We start from the raw sequence: 16,902 nt of genomic DNA on the forward strand, positions 1-16,902 counted from the left end.
CAGCGCCCCCGCGCGGGGCGGGGCGGGGTGGGGCCGGGGGCCGCCGAGGGCGAGCTTTCCGTCTCGGCCCCCAACCCCCCCACAACGGCTCGTTCGCCCCCCACGCTCGGTAAGAGCTCAGCTGGCCGGGATCAGATCGGCCGGCACTGACCGCTTGATCATGGTGCCGCACCGGAACGCCTCGGTATGGGCGACACCGGCGGCCTCGGGGTGGTTGACGGCCGCCAGCGCCTGCGCCTTGAAAGCGCGTGCAGCCGCGGACAATTCGTGACGAACCGGATCGACGCTCAGGTCGGCCGGACACTCATCGCCCCAGAGCGTCACCTCGGTGTGCCCCTGCTCCAACGCACCCAGGACGCCGCGGCGGACGCGCTCGTCGGTGTTGAACAGATCAGCGGCCACGGCGACGGTCTGCGGATGCGGGCGGTCCTCCCAGGACTCCAGGACCGACTCCAGCGCGATGGTCTCCACCCCGAGGATCGCCAGCGGCCGGACATCCTCGTCGGCGCCGATCAGCACCGTGACATCCCAACCCGCCATCACCCGGTCGACCAACCACCCGCCGGCGAACCGAACCGCGTCCACCACACAGGGGGCGACCACATCGAGCCGATACCGCATGTCGTCCTCCAATCTCACTGGCCGGCCGCCCCGTTGCGGCCGACCGGCTGCGCGATCTCCCGTTCCAGCATCTCGGCGTAGCCCTTGAACACGTCCGTCAACGGCAGCGAGGGATCGAGTAGCCATGAGGTCTCCATTCCATTGATGAATGCCAGGATTTCCACGGCCTTGTTGGCCGCGTCGAAGTCGGAGCGATAGCGGCCGCTGAGCTGACCGCGGGTGATGATGTCGGTGACGATGTCGCGCGCCGCCTGCTGCCGTTTCAGCAAACGATCGTGCAGCGGAGCGTCCGGTTCGATGTTCTCGACCAGCAGCACCGTGAACGTGCCGACGAGCTCGGGGGCTCGGACGAACCGCTCGGCAACCCGCTTGATCTCCTGGGCGAGATCGCCGGACCGGTCGGCATGGGTGTCGTCGTCGTGATCGCGCGCGTCGAGGACCGCGTTGAGCAGATGCTCCTTGGACTCGAAATGGTGCAGCAGGCCGGCCGGGGTCACCCCCACCTCTCGGGCGATCTGAGCCAGGGAGGTGTTGCGCCAGCCATTGCGGGCGAGCAGCTTCTCAGCCGCCGAAAGTATCCGCTGCCTGCGGTCTTCCCCCTTGGCCAGGAGCGTCTCATAGGGCCTTGCGCCCTCGGTCTGCCCCTGTAGACCAGAAACGGAAGTCACTGAACTCCTTCGCCGAACCAACCTAGTGAACACACAGTAGGTTGGTTTGGGCGTTGTGACAAGGGTCTCAGTGAAACAAATTCCCGAGACCTGTCACATACCGGAAACCGCGCCGGTCAGAGCCCCAGAGACTTGGCGATGATCACCTTCATGACCTCGCTGGTGCCGGCGTAGATACGCGCCACCCGGGCATCCGTATAGAGCCGGGCGATGGGGTACTCCATCATGTAGCCGTACCCGCCGAAGAGCTGCAGGCAACGATCGATCACCCGCGCCTGCATCTCGGTGCAGAACAGTTTCACGCGGGCGGCGTCGGCCCCGGACAGCTCGCCGTCGACGTGCAGGGCCACCGCCCGGTCGAGCATCGCCTGGGCCGCCTCCACCTCGGTCGAGCAGGCGGCGAGTTCGAATTTGGTGTTTTGAAAGGACGCCACCGGCTGACCGAAGGCCTTGCGGTCCTTGGTGTAGTCGATCGCCGCGGCGATCGCCGAACGGGCCTGCGCCACCGAACCCACCGCGACGGTGAGCCGCTCCTGGGCCAGGTTGTGGCCGAGGTAGCTGAACGCCTCCCCCTCGACACCCAGCACGTTGGCCACGGGCACGCGCACGTCGGTGAACGACAGCTCCGCGGTGTCCTGCACCTTGCAGCCCATCTTCTCCAACTCGCGGCCGCGCTCGAACCCGGCCATCCCGTCCTCGACGACCAGCAGGGTCAGCCCCTTGCGCCGGTTGTCGGGATCGGTGGAGGTACGCGCCACCACGACCACCAGGTCGGCCTGAATACCTCCGGTGATGAACGTCTTGGCACCGTTGAGCACGTACTCGTCGCCGTCACGGACTGCAGAAGTGCGCATGCCGGCCAGATCCGAACCCGTTCCCGGCTCCGTCATCGCGACCGCGGTCAACAGCGTGCCCGCCGCCAGCCCGGGGAACCAGCGTTGCCGCTGCTCGTCGTTCGCGTAGTGCAGGAAGTACGGCAGGATCACCTCAAGCTGGGTGCGCACCGTGGACAGCGTCACCAGTGCACGCGCCGCCTCCTCCTGCAGCACCACGTTGTAGCGGTAGTCGTCGATACCCGCGCCGCCGTACTCCTCGGGGATCGACATGCCGAGCATGCCGAGCTCACCCATCTGTTTGAAGACGTCACGGGGCATACGCCCGCCCTTCTCCCACTCGGGATAGGCGGGGACGACTTCCTTTTCGATGAAATCGCGGGCGAGCGCACGAAAAGCCTCGTGGTCCTCGTTGAACAGATTGCGTTGCACTACTTCTCCCTAGCGTCAGTCGATGAGCTCGACCAGCGTGGCGTTGGCAGTCCCGCCGCCTTCACACATGGTCTGCAGTCCGTAACGAATTCCGTTGTCGCGCATGTGGTTGATCATCCGGGTCATCAAAACGGCACCCGATGCGCCGAGCGGGTGCCCCAACGCGATGGCACCGCCGAGCGGATTGGTCTTGGCTTCGTCGGCACCGGTCTCGGCCAGCCAGGCCAACGGCACCGGCGCGAACGCCTCGTTCACCTCGAACACACCGACCTCGTCGAGTGTGACGCCGGCCTTGTGCAGCACCTTCTGGGTGGCCGGGATCGGCCCGGTCAGCATCAAGACCGGATCGGCTCCGGTCACCGCCCCCGCGCGGTACCGCACGATCGGCGAAAGGCCGAGGGCCAGTGCGCTTTCCGCGGTCATCACCAGAAGAGCCGCGGCACCGTCGGAGATCTGCGAGGAGTTGCCGGCGTGGATCACCCCGTCCTCGGCGAACGCCGGTTTGAGGCCGGCGAGTTTCTCGACGGTGCTGCCCCGCCGCACCCCTTCGTCGGCGACCACCGGATCAACCTGATCTGCCGGGTCGGGGAACACGGTGATCATCTGGCTCTCGAAGGCGCCGCGATCCTGCGCGGCCGCGGCCAGCTCATGCGAGCGGACTGAGTACTCGTCCAGCCGGGTCCGGTCAAAGCCCCACTTCTGCGCGATCATCTCGGCCGAGATGCCCTGATTGAACGAGAAATCCTGGTACCGGGCAAACACTTTGGGCCCGTAGGGCGTGCCGGTCGCCCGGGCCGCACCGAGGGGCACCCGGCTCATCACCTCCACCCCACCGGCGACCACCACGTCCTGCTGGCCCGACATCACGGCCTGGACCGCGAAATCCAGTGCCTGCTGGCTTGATCCGCAGGCCCGGTTGACCGTGGTGCCGGGGATGTGCTCGGGCCAGCCCGCGGCCAGCACCGAATAGCGGCCGATGTTGCTGGACTGATCACCGACCTGCGACACGCAACCCCAGACCACGTCGTCGACGATGTCGGGGCTGATTCCGGCCCGTTCCACCAGCGCGTCGAGCACCAGGGCGGACAGATCGGCGGCGTGGAAGCCGGACAGGCCGCCGTTGCGCTTACCGATCGGGGTGCGGACGGCTTCGACGATGACGGTTTCGCGCATGGGATTCTCCTCTACGACAAAGACTGGTAGGCCGGGCCGATCGCACCCTGCTCGCGCAAAGCCACGATCTGATCGGCGCTCAGTCCGATCCCGCCCAGGATGGCGTCGGTGTGCTCGCCGAGACCCGGCACCGCGCCCATGCCCAGCTCCATGCCGCTGATCACCGGCGGGGGCAGCAGAGCCGAGATCTCGCCGTTGGGTGTGTCGACGGAGCGCCACCGTTCCCGGGCCTTCAGGTGTGGGTGTTCGATGACCTCGCTGGGCAGGTTGTAGCGTGAATTGCCGATCCCCGCCTCGTCGGCTATCCGCTGTACCTCATCGAGATCATGCTGGGCACACCAGGATTCGATGGCCTTGTTCAGTTCGTCCCGATGTGCGCAGCGGTCGGAGTTGGTGGCGAAACGTGCGTCGTCGGCCAGATCGGGTCGCTCGATGATCTCGCGGGCCAACCGCTGCCATTCCCGGTCGTTGGTGGTGCCGAGCACGACGGTCTGGCCGTCGCGGGTGTCGAACGCCCCGTAGGGCGCCACCGCCGGCGAACTCATGCCGAGCGGAATCTGGTCGATCCCGGAGTGTTGGGTGTAGGTCAGCTGGTAACCCATGATGTCGGTCATCGTGTCGAACAAGCTGACCGCCACGGCCGGCGCCGCACCGCCCGCGCCGTTACGGGCCCGACCGACCAACAGCGCCATGATGGACAGTGCCGAGTACAGGCCGGTGGTGATGTCAGCAACCGCCGCACCGGGTTTGGCCGGCATCCCGGCGTACCCGGTCGACGCGCACGAGCCCGATTCGGCCTGCACCAGCAGGTCGTAGGCCCGCTTGTGTGACAGCGGGCCACCGGGGCCGTAGCCGTCGATCTCAACCGGGATCACTTGCGGGTGACGCACTTTGAGGTCGTCGGGTGCAAGCCCGAGCCGTGCGGTGGCACCCGGGGCGAGATTGGACACGAAGGCATCGGCGTTGTCGAGCAACCGGTGTAGAACATCCATTCCCTCGGAAGATTTCAGGTTGAGGGTGATCGATTCCTTACCCCGGTTCGCCCAGACGAAATGGGCAGCCATACCGTTCACCACGGTGTCGTAGTCTCGGGCGAAATCACCGCCCTTGGGGTTCTCGATCTTGATCACCCGGGCGCCGAAGTCGGCCAGTACCCGGGTGCACATCGGCGCCGAGACCGCCTGTTCCATCGCGATGACGGTGATGCCCGCCAGCGGCAGGGAGGAACAGTCCTTCATCCGTGGTTCGCTCGTAAACTCGCTCACAGAGTCACATAACCATGCCGCCATCAACCGGCAGCACCTGCCCGGTGATATACGACGCGGCATCGGAGGCCATGAACACAAACGCGCCGGCGACTTCGTCGGCCTCGGCCCAGCGCTTGAGCGGGATGCGGTTCATCATGTTCGCGGCGAACTTCTCGTTGGTGCGGATGGTCTCGGTCATCGGCGTGGCGGCCAACGGGGCCAGGGCGTTGACCATGATGTTCTTCGACGCCAACTCCCGGGCCAACGACTTGGTGATACCGATCAGGCCGGCCTTGGCCGCCGAGTAGTTCACCTGACCGAGCGTGCCGGTGATGCCCGCCGAGGAGGTCACGTTGATGATGCGTCCGGTCCCGTCGGTGGGCATGTGCGGCAACGCGGACTGGGTGACGTGGAAGGTACCCATGACGTGGATGTCGAAGGTGAGCCGGAAAGTCTCGTCGGTCAACTTCGGGAACATCGCCGGTGAGGTGACGCCGGCGTTGTTGACCACGATGTGCAGGTTGCCCTCGGTGAGCGCGGCCGCCTGGGCGGCGGCGGCCTCCGCGGCGGCGCGATCGCTGACGTCGAGCGCGGCACTGTCGGCCTTGCCGCCGGCAGTGTTGATCCGGTCCGCGACCGTGGCCGCCGCCTCCCCACTGATGTCGGTCACCAGCACCGAAGCACCGGCAGCAGCCAGCGCCTCGGAGACCGCCGCGCCGATTCCCGCGCCGGCCCCGGTCACCAGCGCCGAACGTCCGGTGAGATCGAAATAGGTCCTCATTGAACTGGTTTTCTCCTCAGTAACTCTTGGGCAGGCCGAGAACGTTCGCGCTCAGGAAGTTCAGGATCATCTCCTGGCTCACCGGGGCGATCTTCATCAGTCGGGACTCCCGGAAGAACCGGGAGATGTTGTATTCCTCGGAGTAGCCCATCCCGCCATGGGTCTGCAGTGCGCGGTCGGCGGCACCGAACCCGGCGTCGGCGCACAGATACTTGGCCATATTCGCCTCCCGGCCGCACGGCTTGCCGTTGTCGTAGAGCCAGGTGGCCTTGCGCAGGATCAACTCGGCCGCATCGAGGCGGGCCAGTGAGTCGGCGAGCGGGAACTGGATGCCCTGGTTTTGACCGATCGGCCGGTCGAACACCACCCGCTCGTTGGCGTACTTCACGGCGCGGTCCAACGCCACCCGTCCGATGCCGAGCGCCTCCGCGGCGATCAGCATCCGCTCCGGGTTGAGCCCGTGCAGGATGTACTTGAAGCCCTTGCCTTCCTCACCGATCAGGTGTTCGGCCGGCACCCGCAGATCGTCGATGAACAACTCGTTGGAACTCACCGCGTTTCGGCCCATCTTGTTGATGGGCCGGATCTCGACATGGTCGCGGTCGAGGTCGGTGAGGAACAACGACAGTCCGTCGGTCGGCTTGCCGCCGCGTTTCTCGACGTCCTCGCGGGACTCGGTGCGGGTCAGCAGCAGGATCTTCTCTGACTCAAGGGCTTTGGAGATCCACACCTTGCGGCCGTTGACCACATAACTGTCGCCGTCTTTTCTGGCGAATGTCGTGATGCGCGAAGTGTCCAGGCCCGCACCGGGTTCGGTGACGCCGAAGCACACGTGCAGGTCACCGTTGACGATGCGCGGCAGGGTAGCCTTCTTCATCTCCTCGGAGCCGAACACGACCACCGGCTGCATGCCGAAGATCGACATGTGAATCGCGCTGGCGGCGTTCATGGCTCCGCCGGAGCGAGCCACTTCCTCGGCCAGGATGGTGGCCTCGGTGATACCGAGGCCGTGGCCGCCGTACTCCTCCGGGATCGTCATTCCCAGCCAGCCACCACCGGCGATGGCGTCGTAGAACTCCTGCGGGAATTCGTGGGCCTGGTCCTTGGTCATCCAATAGTGGTCATCGAACTTGGCCGCCAGCTCCGCAACGGATTTGCGGATCAGCTGCTGATCCTCGGTCAGTTCGAAGTTCATCCCACCCGACACTGTGTGCTCTCCTATTTTTCTGGTCCGGTCCCGGCCCGACGATCAGTCCCGTGCGCCGGAAACAGCTTTGGCGTTGGCCTGGAAGTCCGCGAAGCTGGTGCCGGTCTTTTCCTTGTTGCTCAACGCGCGGATGGCGACGTCATGGCCCTCAGCGGCCTTACGCAATGCTCCGACGGTGGCCTGGTCCTTGGGCACATGGGCGAACGGGTCGAAGTGGTACAGCCGCATGGCGTTTTCGTGGGTGATCTTGTTGATCTCGTCGTCGGGGACGTCGTAGGTGTCGAACACCGCCCACAGTTCCTCCGGCGCCCCCGGCCACATCGAGTCACTGTGCGGGTAGTCCATCTCCCAGCAGATGTTGTCCACACCGATCTCGTGACGGTTCTTCACCCCGACCGGGTCGGAGATGAAGCACGTCATGAAATGCTCCCGGAACACCTCGCTGGGCAGCTTGCCGCCGAAGTCCTGGTTCGTCCACGTCGAGTGCATCTCGAAGGTGCGGTCCACCCGGTCCAGGAAGTACGGAATCCACCCGGTACCACCCTCGCTCAGCGCGATCTTCAGATCCGGGTAGGCCTTGATCGGCGCCGACCACAACAGATCTGCCGCGGCCTGCACGATGTTCATCGGCTGCAACGTGATCATCACGTCCATCGGCGCATCCGGTGCCGTGATCGCCAGCTTGCCCGACGAGCCGATATGCACGTTCATCACCGTGTCGGTGTCAACCAGGGCCTCCCACAACGGCTTCCAGTACTCCAGGTCGTGGAACGACGGGTATCCCAGCGTCGACGGATTCTCGGTGAAGGTCAGCGAGTGCACGCCCTTCTTCGATACGCGGCGCACTTCGTCAGCGCACAGCTGCGGATCCCAGATCGCCGGAATCGCCATCGGGATGAACCGCCCCGGATTCGACCCACACCATTCGTCGATGTGCCAGTCGTTGTAGGCCTGCACCAGCGCCAGCGAGAAGTCGTCGTCGTCGGTGGCGAACAACCGTGCGGCAAAGCCGGGGAACGACGGGAAGTTCATCGTCGCCAACACCCCGCCGGCGTTCATGTCCTTGACCCGCTCATCGGGGTCATAGCAGCCCTTGCGGATCTCATCGAGCCCCTGGGGCTCCAACCCGTACTCCTCCTTGGGCCGCCCGGCCACCGCGTTGAGCGCCACATTCGGGATCACCGTGTCCCGGAACTGCCACGTGTCACTGCCGTCGGGGTTGTGCACCAACCGCGGCGCCTCGTCGCGGTACTTGGCGGGCAGATGGTTCTTGAACATGTTCGGCGGCTCGATGATGTGGTCATCGACGCTGATCAAAATCATGTCGTCTTTGTTCACTACCTCACTCCGTTCGGTCCGCCGTCAGGTCGGTTCTCTAAGTTAGGAAACTAGCTTCTCGCCTAGCGAGAATCAATGTCTGAGGCCGTTGACAAGGAGATTTAGCCAGGTCAGCGCGAAACCTGGGGAGTTCTTGTTGACCATCGCGGCAAAAGATGGAAACCTCTTAGTCGGAAATGAGAACCTGATTCTCGCCAACGAGAGCCACCGAGAGGAGAACCGCCCCGTGCGCCTGGCCCCTCTGCCCGCCGAGGAGTGGGACGACGACGTGCGCCGAGCGCTGTCGGTCATGCTTCCGGAGGAGCGGCTCCACCCCGAGGGAGCGGGCACCGCGTTGTCGACGCTGGCCCGCCACCCCGCGCTGACCAAGGCCTTCCTGCGTTTCAGCAATCACCTGCTGTTCCGCTCGACGCTTGAGCCGCAGATCCGCGAGCTGGCCATCCTTCGCATCGCGCATCGCAAGAAGTGCGAGTACGAGTGGACCCACCACACCTTCATCGGCAAGGCCGAGGGGCTGACCGACGAGCAGATCCACGGCAGCGCAACCGGCCAGGGCACCACGACACTGGACCAACTCGTGTTCGACGCCGTCGACGAACTCGACGGGCAATCGAAGATCTCAGATGACACCTGGGCCGCTCTGAGCGAGCATCTCGACGAGCGTCAGCGCATGGACCTGGTTTTCACGATCGGCGGCTACGGCCTGATGGCCATGGCTTACAACACCTTTGGAATCGCGCCGGAATCCGGCCAACATGCCTGAAGAAGGCTTGCAGAAAGAGAGTAGGTAGGCAGCAATGGCGTTTTTCCCGAAGCCTGAGGCCGGCAGCTGGACCGAGAATTGGCCCGAGCTTGGCACCGCCCCGGTCAACTACGAGGATTCGATCGACCCCGAGCACTGGAAGCTGGAGCAGCAAGCCATCTTTCGCAAGACCTGGCTGCAGATGGGCCGGGTCGAGCTGATCCCGAAGAAGGGCAGCTACATCACCCGTGAGCTGCCGTCGGTCGGTCCCGGTACCTCGATCGTCATCGTCAACGACGGCGACGAGATCCGGGCCTTCTACAACCTGTGCCGTCACCGCGGTAACAAGCTGGTGTGGAACGACTACCCGGGTGAAGAGGTCTCCGGCAGCTGCCGCCAGTTCGTCTGCAAGTACCACGCCTGGCGCTACAACCTCAAGGGCGACCTGACCTTCATCCAGCAGGAGCAGGAGTTCTTCGACGTCGACAAGGCCGACTACCCGCTCAAGTCGGTGCGCTGCGAGGTGTGGGAGGGCTTCATCTTCGTCAACTTCGACGACAATGCGGTGTCGCTCCAGGAGTACCTGGGCGAGTTCGGCGAGGGCCTCAAGGGCTACCCGTTCCACGAGATGACCGAGCACTACAGCTACCGCTCGGAAATCAAGGCCAACTGGAAGCTGTTCATCGACGCCTTCGTCGAGTTCTACCACGCGCCGATCCTGCACATGAAGCAGGCGGAGAAGGAGGAAGCCGAAAAGCTGGCCAAGTTCGGTTTCGAGGCGCTGCACTACGACATCAAGGGCGATCACTCGATGATCTCGTCCTGGGGCGGCATGAGCCCGCCGAAGGACCTGAAGATGGTCAAGCCCATCGAGCGCATCCTGCACAGCGGGCTGTTCGGACCGTGGGATCGCCCCGATATCAAGGGAATTCTGCCCGACGAGCTGCCCCCGGCGATCAACCCCGGCCGGCACACGACCTGGGGCCAGGACTCGTTCGAGTTCTTCCCCAACTTCACCCTGCTCTTCTGGGTCCCGGGCTGGTATCTGACCTACAACTACTGGCCCACCGGGGTGGACAGCCACATCTTCGAGGCCGACCTGTACTTCGTGCCGCCGAAGAACCTGCGCGAGCGACTCTCCCAGGAACTCGCCGCGGTGACGTTCAAGGAGTACGCGTTCCAGGACGCCAACACGCTGGAGGCCACCCAGACGCAGATCGGCACCCGAGCCGTCCTCGACTTCCCGCTGTGCGACCAGGAAATCCTGCTGCGCCACCTGCACCACACCGCGCACAAGTACGTCGACCGGTACAAGGAGTCGCTGGCCAACGGGACCAACGGGACCGGTTCGACCAACGGCAAGCACGCCGTCCCCAGTGAGAAGGCCGCAGAAAAGGATTCCGCAAATGTCTAAGCTGCCCGAAGAATTCGCCGACCTGGAGCGGTTCAGTGACTGGTGCCTGCCGACGGAGGAGGAGCGCTACCAGAAGCGCCTCAACTCCTCCATGGACGAGATGCAGGAGTTGTACGACGCCGGCCTGGCACGACTCGAAGACATCATGGTCTACGTCGACGCCCGCTTCCCGCTCAAGAGCATGCCCGACGACGCCAAGGCGCTGGTGCATCTCGGTCAGTCCATCGTCATGGTGAGCTTCCCGGTCGAGGTGTGGAAGCAGCCGCGGGTGCTCGACAGCGGCGCGGCCTACATCAACCTCATCAAGGAGCCGGTGGTCTAGGCGTGTCGAATGTACTGACCCTCAAAGCCGCGGGTCTGGTCGACGTCGATGCCGGGACGATCATTCGTCCCGGCATTGTCCGTGTCGACGGGGACCGCATTGTTGCTGTCGGAGACGGCAAATCAGACCCCGTCATCGGTCCTGATGACGAGGTGATCGATCTCGGCGACTCGATCCTGCTGCCCGGGCTGATGGACATGGAAGTCAACCTGCTCATGGGTGGCCGCGGTGAGAACCCCGGTCTGTCGCAGGTGCAAGACGATCCCCCGACCCGCGTACTGCGCGCGGTGGGAAATGCCCGCCGCACGCTGCGCGCGGGGTTCACCACCGTGCGCAACCTCGGCCTGTTCGTCAAGACCGGCGGCTATCTGCTCGACGTCGCGTTGGGCAAGGCCATCGACGCGGGCTGGATCGACGGGCCTCGCATCGTCCCGGCGGGACATGCCATCACCCCCACCGGTGGACACCTGGACCCCACGATGTTCGCCGCGTTCATGCCCGGTGTGCTCGAGCTGACCATCGAGGAGGGCATCGCCAACGGGGTCGACGAGATCCGCAAGGCGGTGCGGTACCAGATCAAGCACGGCGCGCAGCTGATCAAGGTGTGTTGCTCGGGCGGCGTCATGTCGCTGACCGGTGAGGCGGGCGCACAACACTATTCGGACGAGGAACTGCGCGTCATCGTCGACGAGGCACACCGACGCGGCTTGCGGGTCGCGGCGCACACCCACGGGGCCGAAGCCGTCAAGCACGCTGTCGCCTGTGGCATCGACTGCATCGAACACGGCTTCCTGATGGACGACGAGGCAATCCAGATGCTGGTCGAGCACGACCGGTTCCTGGTCACCACACGCCGCCTGGCCCAGGCCATGGACGTGTCGAAGGCGCCGAAAGTGTTGCAGGACAAAGCTGCCGAGATGTTCCCGAAAGCCGAGACGTCGATCAAGGCGGCGTACGAGGCCGGGGTGAAGATCGCCGTCGGCACCGATGCGCCGGCCATTCCCCACGGCAAGAACGCCGACGAGCTCGTGACGCTGGTGGAATGGGGCATGCCGCCGGCCGCGGTGCTGCGCGCGGCGACCACGGTGGCTGCCGATCTGATCAACGTCACCGACCGGGGCCGGCTGGCCGAAGGACTGCTGGCCGACATCATCGCAGTGCCGGGCAACCCACTCGAGGACATCAGCGTTACACAGCAAGTGGATTTTGTAATGAAAGGCGGTAAGGTCTTCCGCAATGAGCACATCAACTGATTCCCCGACGCGGACCGAGGATCTCATCGAGATCCAGCAGGTGCTCGCCAAGTACGCGGTGACCATCACCCAGGGCGACATCGACGGCCTGATCAGCGTTTTCACCCCCGACGGTACCTATAGCGCATTCGGCGAGACCTACACGCTCAACCGATTCCCCGTGCTCGTGGACGCCGCCCCCAAGGGCCTGTTCATGACCGGTACCGCGCTGATCGAGTTCGACGACGACACCCGCGCTACCGCAAAAGGCACCCAGCCGCTGTGCTTCATCGAACACTCCAAGCACGACATGCGCATCGGCTACTACCGCGACACCTATGAGCGGACTGCCGAAGGCTGGCGGTTGAAGACCCGGGCGATGACGTTCATCCGGCGCAGTGGCGACCACGACCACGGCCGGCCCCACGCGATCGGCAGGCCGGAGGCGGGATGACCGACCTCTTCGACCCCGCGACATTCCGCACGGCGCTGCAGGATTGGCTTGCCGACAACGATCTGACGCCACCTGACGACCATTCTCTGCAGGGCCACATGCGCCAGTTCGCCCGCGTGCAGAAGGCCCTGTACGACGGTGGCTGGAGCCGCTACGGCTGGCCCGAGCACGCCGGCGGGCTCGGTGGTCCCGACATGCTGCGGGCCATCGTCGGTGAGGAGGTGGTCGGCCGCAGGCTGGCCGAACCCGGGCCCTACTCGATGCTCGAAGTCCTGGCGCCGACGATGATCGATTACGCGCCCAAGGAACTCGCCGCCGAGATGGTGCCGAAGCTGCTGAGCGGCGAAGAACAATGGTGCCAGGGCTTTTCCGAGCCCGGGTCGGGCAGTGATCTGGCATCACTGACCACCCGCGCGGTGCAACGGGGCGACAAATGGATCATCAACGGCCAGAAAGTCTGGACCAGCTTCGCCCAGTACTCGCACCGCTGCATCCTGCTCACCCGAACCGGCGACGCGGACACCCCGAACCATCAGGCCATCACGGCATTCTTCGTCGACACGGACTCGCCGGGCATCTCGGTGCGGCCCTTGCGCACGATGCACGACGTCGACGAGTTCTGTGAGGTGTACTTCGACGACGTCGAGGTCGACAGCAGCCGCATGCTCGGCAAGCCCGGCGATGGCTGGCAGCTGGCCATGGACCTGCTGCCCTACGAGCGCTCGACCTGCTTCTGGCAGCGCATCGCCTATCTGTACTCCCGGTTCGACGCGTTGGTCGAGGCAGTGAAACGGCAAGGCCAGGCTGTGGATTCAGATCTCGGTGAGGTCTATCTCGCCCTACACACGCTGCGCTGCCGTTCGGCGGCCACCCAGCACCGCCTGGCCGAAGGTCACAAGTTGGGACCGGACACGTCGATCGACAAGGTGCTGTTGGCCGGTGCCGAGCAGTTGCTCTATGACACCGCGCGCAATCTGCTTCCCGGGGTGATCGAACTCGAGGATTCCGAATGGCGCACGGAATACCTGTATTCGCGCGCCGCCACCATCTATGGCGGAACCGCAGAAGTACAGCGCAACATCATCGCGCGCCGCCTGCTGGACCTCGGGAAGGAGTGAGTCATGGCTTCCACGACGGAACCGGGCTTGGACGCCGAGTCACTCGGCCTGCTCGAAGACACCCTGCGCAAGACCATGCTGTCGGCATCTGGTCCGGAGCTCGACGCCGCACTGGCCGAACTCGGCTGGGCTGAGATGCTCTCGGACATGCCCGAGGTGGCCATGCCGTTGGTGTTCCGGCTGCTGGGCGAAACCGGTTCCCACGCCTCGGTTCTCAACGACGTGCTGTTGGAGACCATCGGTGGTCTGCCCGGAGGCACCCCGCCCATGCCCTACGCCGGTGGCACCTGGGTGGTGTGGGAACGGGAGAGCGGCGAAGAGAATTCGACCCTGGGCGGCCTGCCGCTGCGTCAGGTCCCCGACGGCCAACTGCTACGGATATCCGAAGCGCGCCGCGCATTGGGGTGGTGGCTGGTGGGTTCGGCACGTGCGATGCTGGCCCTGGCCCGCCGGCATGCATTGGACCGGGTCCAATTCGGCAAGCCGATCTCGTCCTTCCAGGCGGTTCGACACAAACTCGCCGAGACACTGGTGGCCATCGAAGGCGCCGAGGCGACGCTGAGCCTGCCCGGTTCGGACAACGTCGACCTCAACTCGTTGCTGGCCAAGGCCGCGGCGGGCAAGGCCGCGCTCACCGCCGCCAAGCACTGCCAGCAGGTGCTGGGCGGCATCGGCTTCACCGAGGAACACGAACTGCACACCCACGTCAAGCGCGCCCTCGTGCTCGACGGATTACTCGGCAGCTCTAGGGAACTCACCCGCAAGGCCGGCGCCGGACTGCGAGCCCGCGGCACCGTTCCACGCCTGGCCCAGCTGTAGCGTTCCTCTGGCGAGCAGACATAAACCTGTACCTTTTCGGGGGAAAAGGTACAGGTTTATGTCTGCTCGTGCTGGGTGGTGAGAAGCCTAGGTGGTGAGAGGCTCGGCGAAGACGGTGGCCGTGGAGCGACCACGCAGCACCGTCGAACCGCGCACCACCCAGTGTCGGCCTTCGTCGGCGTCGGCGTGGGCCAGCGCACTACCCGAGCACAACACCGTCGACTCACGGTCCTTGGCGTGGTCGGCCAACCGTGCGGCCTCGTTGACCGCGTCACCGATCACCGTGTATTCGTAGCGGTTCTCCGCGCCGATGTTGCCGGCGAACACCGATCCGCACGAAATACCCACGCCGAACTCGACATCCGGCAGCTGGTGCAGCCGCGGCACCAGGGCCCGCGCGGTGGCCAGCGCCGAGCTGGCCGGGTTGTCCGACCGTAACGGCGCGCCGAACACCGCAAGTACCGCGTCGCCCTCGAACTTGTTGATCAGCCCATGATGGTGCTCGACGGTGTCCACGACGATCTTGAAGAAACCGTTAAGCAGTTGCGCCACCTCTTGCGGCGGACGGGTGGCACCCAACGCGGTCGAGCCGACCAGATCGACGTAGAGAACCGCGGCCTCGCGGACGTCACCGGTGACCGAGCTGCCCTGCTGCAGGGCATGACGGGCCACGTCGACCCCGACGTAGCGGCCGAACAAATCGCGCAACCGATTCCGTTCGGCCAGGCCGGCCACCATCCGGTTGAAACCGTATTGAAGCCGGCCGATCTCGGACGATTCGTACACCTTGACCGAGACGCCGGACCAGCCACGCTCGACGGCTTTCATGGCGAGCACGACTTCCCCGATCGGGTCTGAGACCGACCGGGCCACCAGGAACATCGACCGCACCCCGAAGACCAGTGAGACGACGGCCAACACCAGCACCGCGGCCTCGACCGGCGCTGTCTTCTGGACGAACCAACCGTTGGACCGGGCCAGAACGATCAACGCGATCCCCAGGATGGGCAGCCCGCTGAACAGGGTCCAGATGGTGATCAGCCGGGCCAGCACGCCGGGCATCCGCACGAGCGTGGCCGACGACGCAGTCAGCGAGGCCGCGACGATCGGCCGCAACATCCGTTGGGTGACCAGAAATCCCATACAAGCGGCGGCCACGCCGCCAAACAGGATGGCCGCGCCCATCACGTACGCGACACCGCCCCCGGCGCCCAGGTTGAGCAGGGTGTACACCACCGCACTCACTGCCCAGGTGGTGAACTGGATGATCGTCTGTCGCGGTGCGATGCGCATGGCGGCGCGCTGCTGTTTCGGAGTCGGATCCGCTTCCGCGGCATACCATTTGAACGTCGGATAGACGTTGACGCAGCCCACGACGGTATCGATGATCGCCGCCGCGACCATCAGTGCGATCAGAGCGATGAGATTCGCCTGCGTCAACAGCTGACGTGCGTCCCCGACGGTGTTGCGGCTCAGCGCGAACACCACGAGGGTCACCGCCGCGGCCGCGGTGGACTGCGCGTAGATCTGGCGGGCCGCGTAGGTAACGCTGAGCCGGATCGCCCCCATTGCCGCCGGGCCAGGTCTACTTGATGTTCTGCTTCATCCCGTCGATATCCATCAGGACCGGCCAGCCGCTGACGCTCAGGGCGTTGCCGTGTCCGGTCTGGTGGATGTCGAACACGGATTGGATGGCGGCGTAGAAGCCTTGCACATCGAGGGTTTGGTTGACCGCCCGCTTGGCCTGGCGCAGGGCGAAAGCCGGCATCTGCGCGATCTGCGCGGCCAGTTCTGCGGTCTGGCTGTCCAGCTCGTCCCGCGCTACCACCCGGTTCACCATGCCGGTGCGCTCGGCTTCCTCGGCAGTCAGCGCACGGCCGGTGAACAGGATCTCCTTGGCCTTGCGGGCACCGAGTTCCCAGGTGTGGCCGTGGTACTCGACACCGCCGATGCCCATCAACGCCACCGGATCGGAGAACAACGCGTCATCCGCCGCCAGAATCAGATCGCACGGCCAGCACAGCAGCAGACCACCGGAGATGCAGCGGCCCTGCACCGCGGCGATCGAAGGCTTGGGCACATTGCGCCAGCGCAGGGTGTATTCGAGATAGCGCCGCGATTCGTGCTCGATCAGGAATTCCAGGGTGATCTTGTCGGGTACCGGTCCCCCGCCGCGCAGATCGTGGCCGGCGGAGAAGTGCTTGCCGTTGGCCCGCAACACAATCACTTTCACATCACGGTCGTCTGCGGCCCGGGTCCACGCGGCATCGAGTTCGTCGAGCAGTTCGGGGTTCTGCGCGTTGGCGGCTTCCGGTCGATTCAGCGTGATCGTGGCGACCGAATCGGCAGCGTCATAGTCGATGTACACGTCATTCCTTCTGCTCACAGCGGCCGGAAAACAGCGCCCGGAAGCGCCAAATTCGATGCGAAAGCCTTCTTCTGAAAGGACTTCTATAATTCCCCCGATGAGAATACTATTCTCACAGTACGAAAGTTACAAT

Annotated in this window: 17 protein-coding genes; 7 read left to right on the top strand and 10 right to left on the bottom strand. The window is 64.9% G+C overall.

Going from position 1 to position 16,902, the window contains the following annotated elements; all coding sequences use genetic code 11:
* Nucleotides 1–117: 117 nt before the first annotated feature.
* The 8 genes from A5740_RS00015 to A5740_RS00050 all read right to left on the bottom strand — a co-directional run bounded on the left by A5740_RS00015 (nucleotide 118) and on the right by A5740_RS00050 (nucleotide 8,300).
* Entirely contained in the window at nucleotides 118–621 is a 504-nt protein-coding gene (locus A5740_RS00015; protein ID WP_076190479.1) for a hypothetical protein, read from the bottom strand.
* A gap of 14 nt (nucleotides 622–635) precedes the next feature.
* Nucleotides 636–1,289 carry a TetR/AcrR family transcriptional regulator gene (locus tag A5740_RS00020; protein WP_076190437.1) on the bottom strand — a complete coding sequence of 218 codons (654 nt, stop codon included), beginning with the start codon at nucleotides 1,287–1,289 and terminating at the stop codon, nucleotides 636–638.
* 116 nt (nucleotides 1,290–1,405) lie between these two features.
* Complete coding sequence (locus A5740_RS00025) at nucleotides 1,406–2,554, bottom strand: acyl-CoA dehydrogenase family protein (protein ID WP_076190438.1); 1,149 nt, start codon at nucleotides 2,552–2,554, stop codon at nucleotides 1,406–1,408.
* Between the two features lie 15 nt (nucleotides 2,555–2,569).
* A complete protein-coding gene (locus A5740_RS00030) occupies nucleotides 2,570–3,727 on the bottom strand; it encodes a thiolase family protein (RefSeq protein WP_076190440.1) in 1,158 nt (385 codons plus the stop codon).
* 11 nt (nucleotides 3,728–3,738) lie between these two features.
* A complete protein-coding gene (locus A5740_RS00035) occupies nucleotides 3,739–4,965 on the bottom strand; it encodes a CaiB/BaiF CoA-transferase family protein (protein ID WP_076190441.1) in 1,227 nt (408 codons plus the stop codon).
* A 31-nt stretch (nucleotides 4,966–4,996) separates the two neighbouring features.
* The gene (locus A5740_RS00040; protein WP_076190443.1) at nucleotides 4,997–5,755 is read right to left on the bottom strand and encodes an SDR family NAD(P)-dependent oxidoreductase; all 759 of its coding nucleotides are present in this window, start codon (nucleotides 5,753–5,755) and stop codon (nucleotides 4,997–4,999) included.
* Nucleotides 5,756–5,771: 16 nt separating this feature from the next.
* A complete protein-coding gene (locus A5740_RS00045) occupies nucleotides 5,772–6,950 on the bottom strand; it encodes an acyl-CoA dehydrogenase family protein (RefSeq protein ID WP_076190481.1) in 1,179 nt (392 codons plus the stop codon).
* Between the two features lie 54 nt (nucleotides 6,951–7,004).
* On the bottom strand, nucleotides 7,005–8,300 hold the full coding sequence (locus tag A5740_RS00050; protein WP_076190445.1) for an amidohydrolase family protein: 1,296 nt from the start codon (nucleotides 8,298–8,300) through the stop codon (nucleotides 7,005–7,007).
* A gap of 226 nt (nucleotides 8,301–8,526) precedes the next feature.
* On the opposite strand from A5740_RS00050, the gene A5740_RS00055 reads away from it, so the two are divergent.
* The 7 genes from A5740_RS00055 to A5740_RS00085 are packed head-to-tail and all read left to right on the top strand — an operon-like array spanning nucleotide 8,527 to nucleotide 14,401.
* Nucleotides 8,527–9,063, top strand: a complete 537-nt coding sequence (locus A5740_RS00055) for a carboxymuconolactone decarboxylase family protein (protein ID WP_076190447.1) — start codon at nucleotides 8,527–8,529, stop codon at nucleotides 9,061–9,063.
* Between the two features lie 34 nt (nucleotides 9,064–9,097).
* A complete protein-coding gene (locus A5740_RS00060; protein WP_076190449.1) occupies nucleotides 9,098–10,456 on the top strand; it encodes an aromatic ring-hydroxylating dioxygenase subunit alpha in 1,359 nt (452 codons plus the stop codon).
* A complete protein-coding gene (locus A5740_RS00065; protein WP_076190450.1) occupies nucleotides 10,449–10,778 on the top strand; it encodes a hypothetical protein in 330 nt (109 codons plus the stop codon). Before A5740_RS00060 ends, A5740_RS00065 begins: the two co-directional genes overlap by 8 nt.
* A gap of 2 nt (nucleotides 10,779–10,780) precedes the next feature.
* On the top strand, nucleotides 10,781–12,031 hold the full coding sequence (locus tag A5740_RS00070) for an amidohydrolase family protein (RefSeq protein ID WP_076190452.1): 1,251 nt from the start codon (nucleotides 10,781–10,783) through the stop codon (nucleotides 12,029–12,031).
* Entirely contained in the window at nucleotides 12,015–12,464 is a 450-nt protein-coding gene (locus A5740_RS00075; RefSeq protein WP_076190454.1) for a nuclear transport factor 2 family protein, read from the top strand. The genes A5740_RS00070 and A5740_RS00075 overlap by 17 nt, the downstream gene beginning before the upstream one ends.
* Nucleotides 12,461–13,582 (top strand): acyl-CoA dehydrogenase family protein, encoded by a 1,122-nt coding sequence (locus A5740_RS00080; protein ID WP_076190455.1) that lies wholly within the window; start codon nucleotides 12,461–12,463, stop codon nucleotides 13,580–13,582. Before A5740_RS00075 ends, A5740_RS00080 begins: the two co-directional genes overlap by 4 nt.
* Nucleotides 13,583–13,585: 3 nt before the next feature.
* Nucleotides 13,586–14,401: an acyl-CoA dehydrogenase family protein gene (locus tag A5740_RS00085; protein WP_076190457.1), complete on the top strand. Its 816-nt coding sequence runs from the start codon at nucleotides 13,586–13,588 to the stop codon at nucleotides 14,399–14,401.
* Between the two features lie 87 nt (nucleotides 14,402–14,488).
* Here A5740_RS00085 and A5740_RS00090 read toward each other — a convergent pair whose 3' ends face one another.
* Nucleotides 14,489–15,970 (bottom strand): adenylate/guanylate cyclase domain-containing protein, encoded by a 1,482-nt coding sequence (locus A5740_RS00090; RefSeq protein WP_076190459.1) that lies wholly within the window; start codon nucleotides 15,968–15,970, stop codon nucleotides 14,489–14,491.
* Nucleotides 15,971–15,986: 16 nt separating this feature from the next.
* Nucleotides 15,987–16,769, bottom strand: a complete 783-nt coding sequence (locus A5740_RS00095) for an enoyl-CoA hydratase (RefSeq protein ID WP_076190460.1) — start codon at nucleotides 16,767–16,769, stop codon at nucleotides 15,987–15,989.
* Between the last annotated feature and the right edge of the window lie 133 nt (nucleotides 16,770–16,902).

The sequence above is a fragment of the Mycobacterium sp. GA-1841 genome (genome assembly GCF_001954135.1).
In the GTDB taxonomy this organism is placed as follows: domain Bacteria; phylum Actinomycetota; class Actinomycetes; order Mycobacteriales; family Mycobacteriaceae; genus Mycobacterium.

Coding starts and splice junctions, on each gene's coding strand:
- A5740_RS00075 (WP_076190454.1), top strand. CDS start 12,015: ATGAGCACATCAACTGATTCCCCGACGCGGACCGAGGATCTCATCGAG.
- A5740_RS00080 (WP_076190455.1), top strand. CDS start 12,461: ATGACCGACCTCTTCGACCCCGCGACATTCCGCACGGCGCTGCAGGAT.
- A5740_RS00035 (WP_076190441.1), bottom strand. CDS start 4,965: ATGAAGGACTGTTCCTCCCTGCCGCTGGCGGGCATCACCGTCATCGCG.
- A5740_RS00090 (WP_076190459.1), bottom strand. CDS start 15,970: ATGGGGGCGATCCGGCTCAGCGTTACCTACGCGGCCCGCCAGATCTAC.
- A5740_RS00045 (WP_076190481.1), bottom strand. CDS start 6,950: ATGAACTTCGAACTGACCGAGGATCAGCAGCTGATCCGCAAATCCGTT.
- A5740_RS00040 (WP_076190443.1), bottom strand. CDS start 5,755: ATGAGGACCTATTTCGATCTCACCGGACGTTCGGCGCTGGTGACCGGG.
- A5740_RS00085 (WP_076190457.1), top strand. CDS start 13,586: ATGGCTTCCACGACGGAACCGGGCTTGGACGCCGAGTCACTCGGCCTG.
- A5740_RS00015 (WP_076190479.1), bottom strand. CDS start 621: ATGCGGTATCGGCTCGATGTGGTCGCCCCCTGTGTGGTGGACGCGGTT.
- A5740_RS00030 (WP_076190440.1), bottom strand. CDS start 3,727: ATGCGCGAAACCGTCATCGTCGAAGCCGTCCGCACCCCGATCGGTAAG.
- A5740_RS00065 (WP_076190450.1), top strand. CDS start 10,449: ATGTCTAAGCTGCCCGAAGAATTCGCCGACCTGGAGCGGTTCAGTGAC.
- A5740_RS00060 (WP_076190449.1), top strand. CDS start 9,098: ATGGCGTTTTTCCCGAAGCCTGAGGCCGGCAGCTGGACCGAGAATTGG.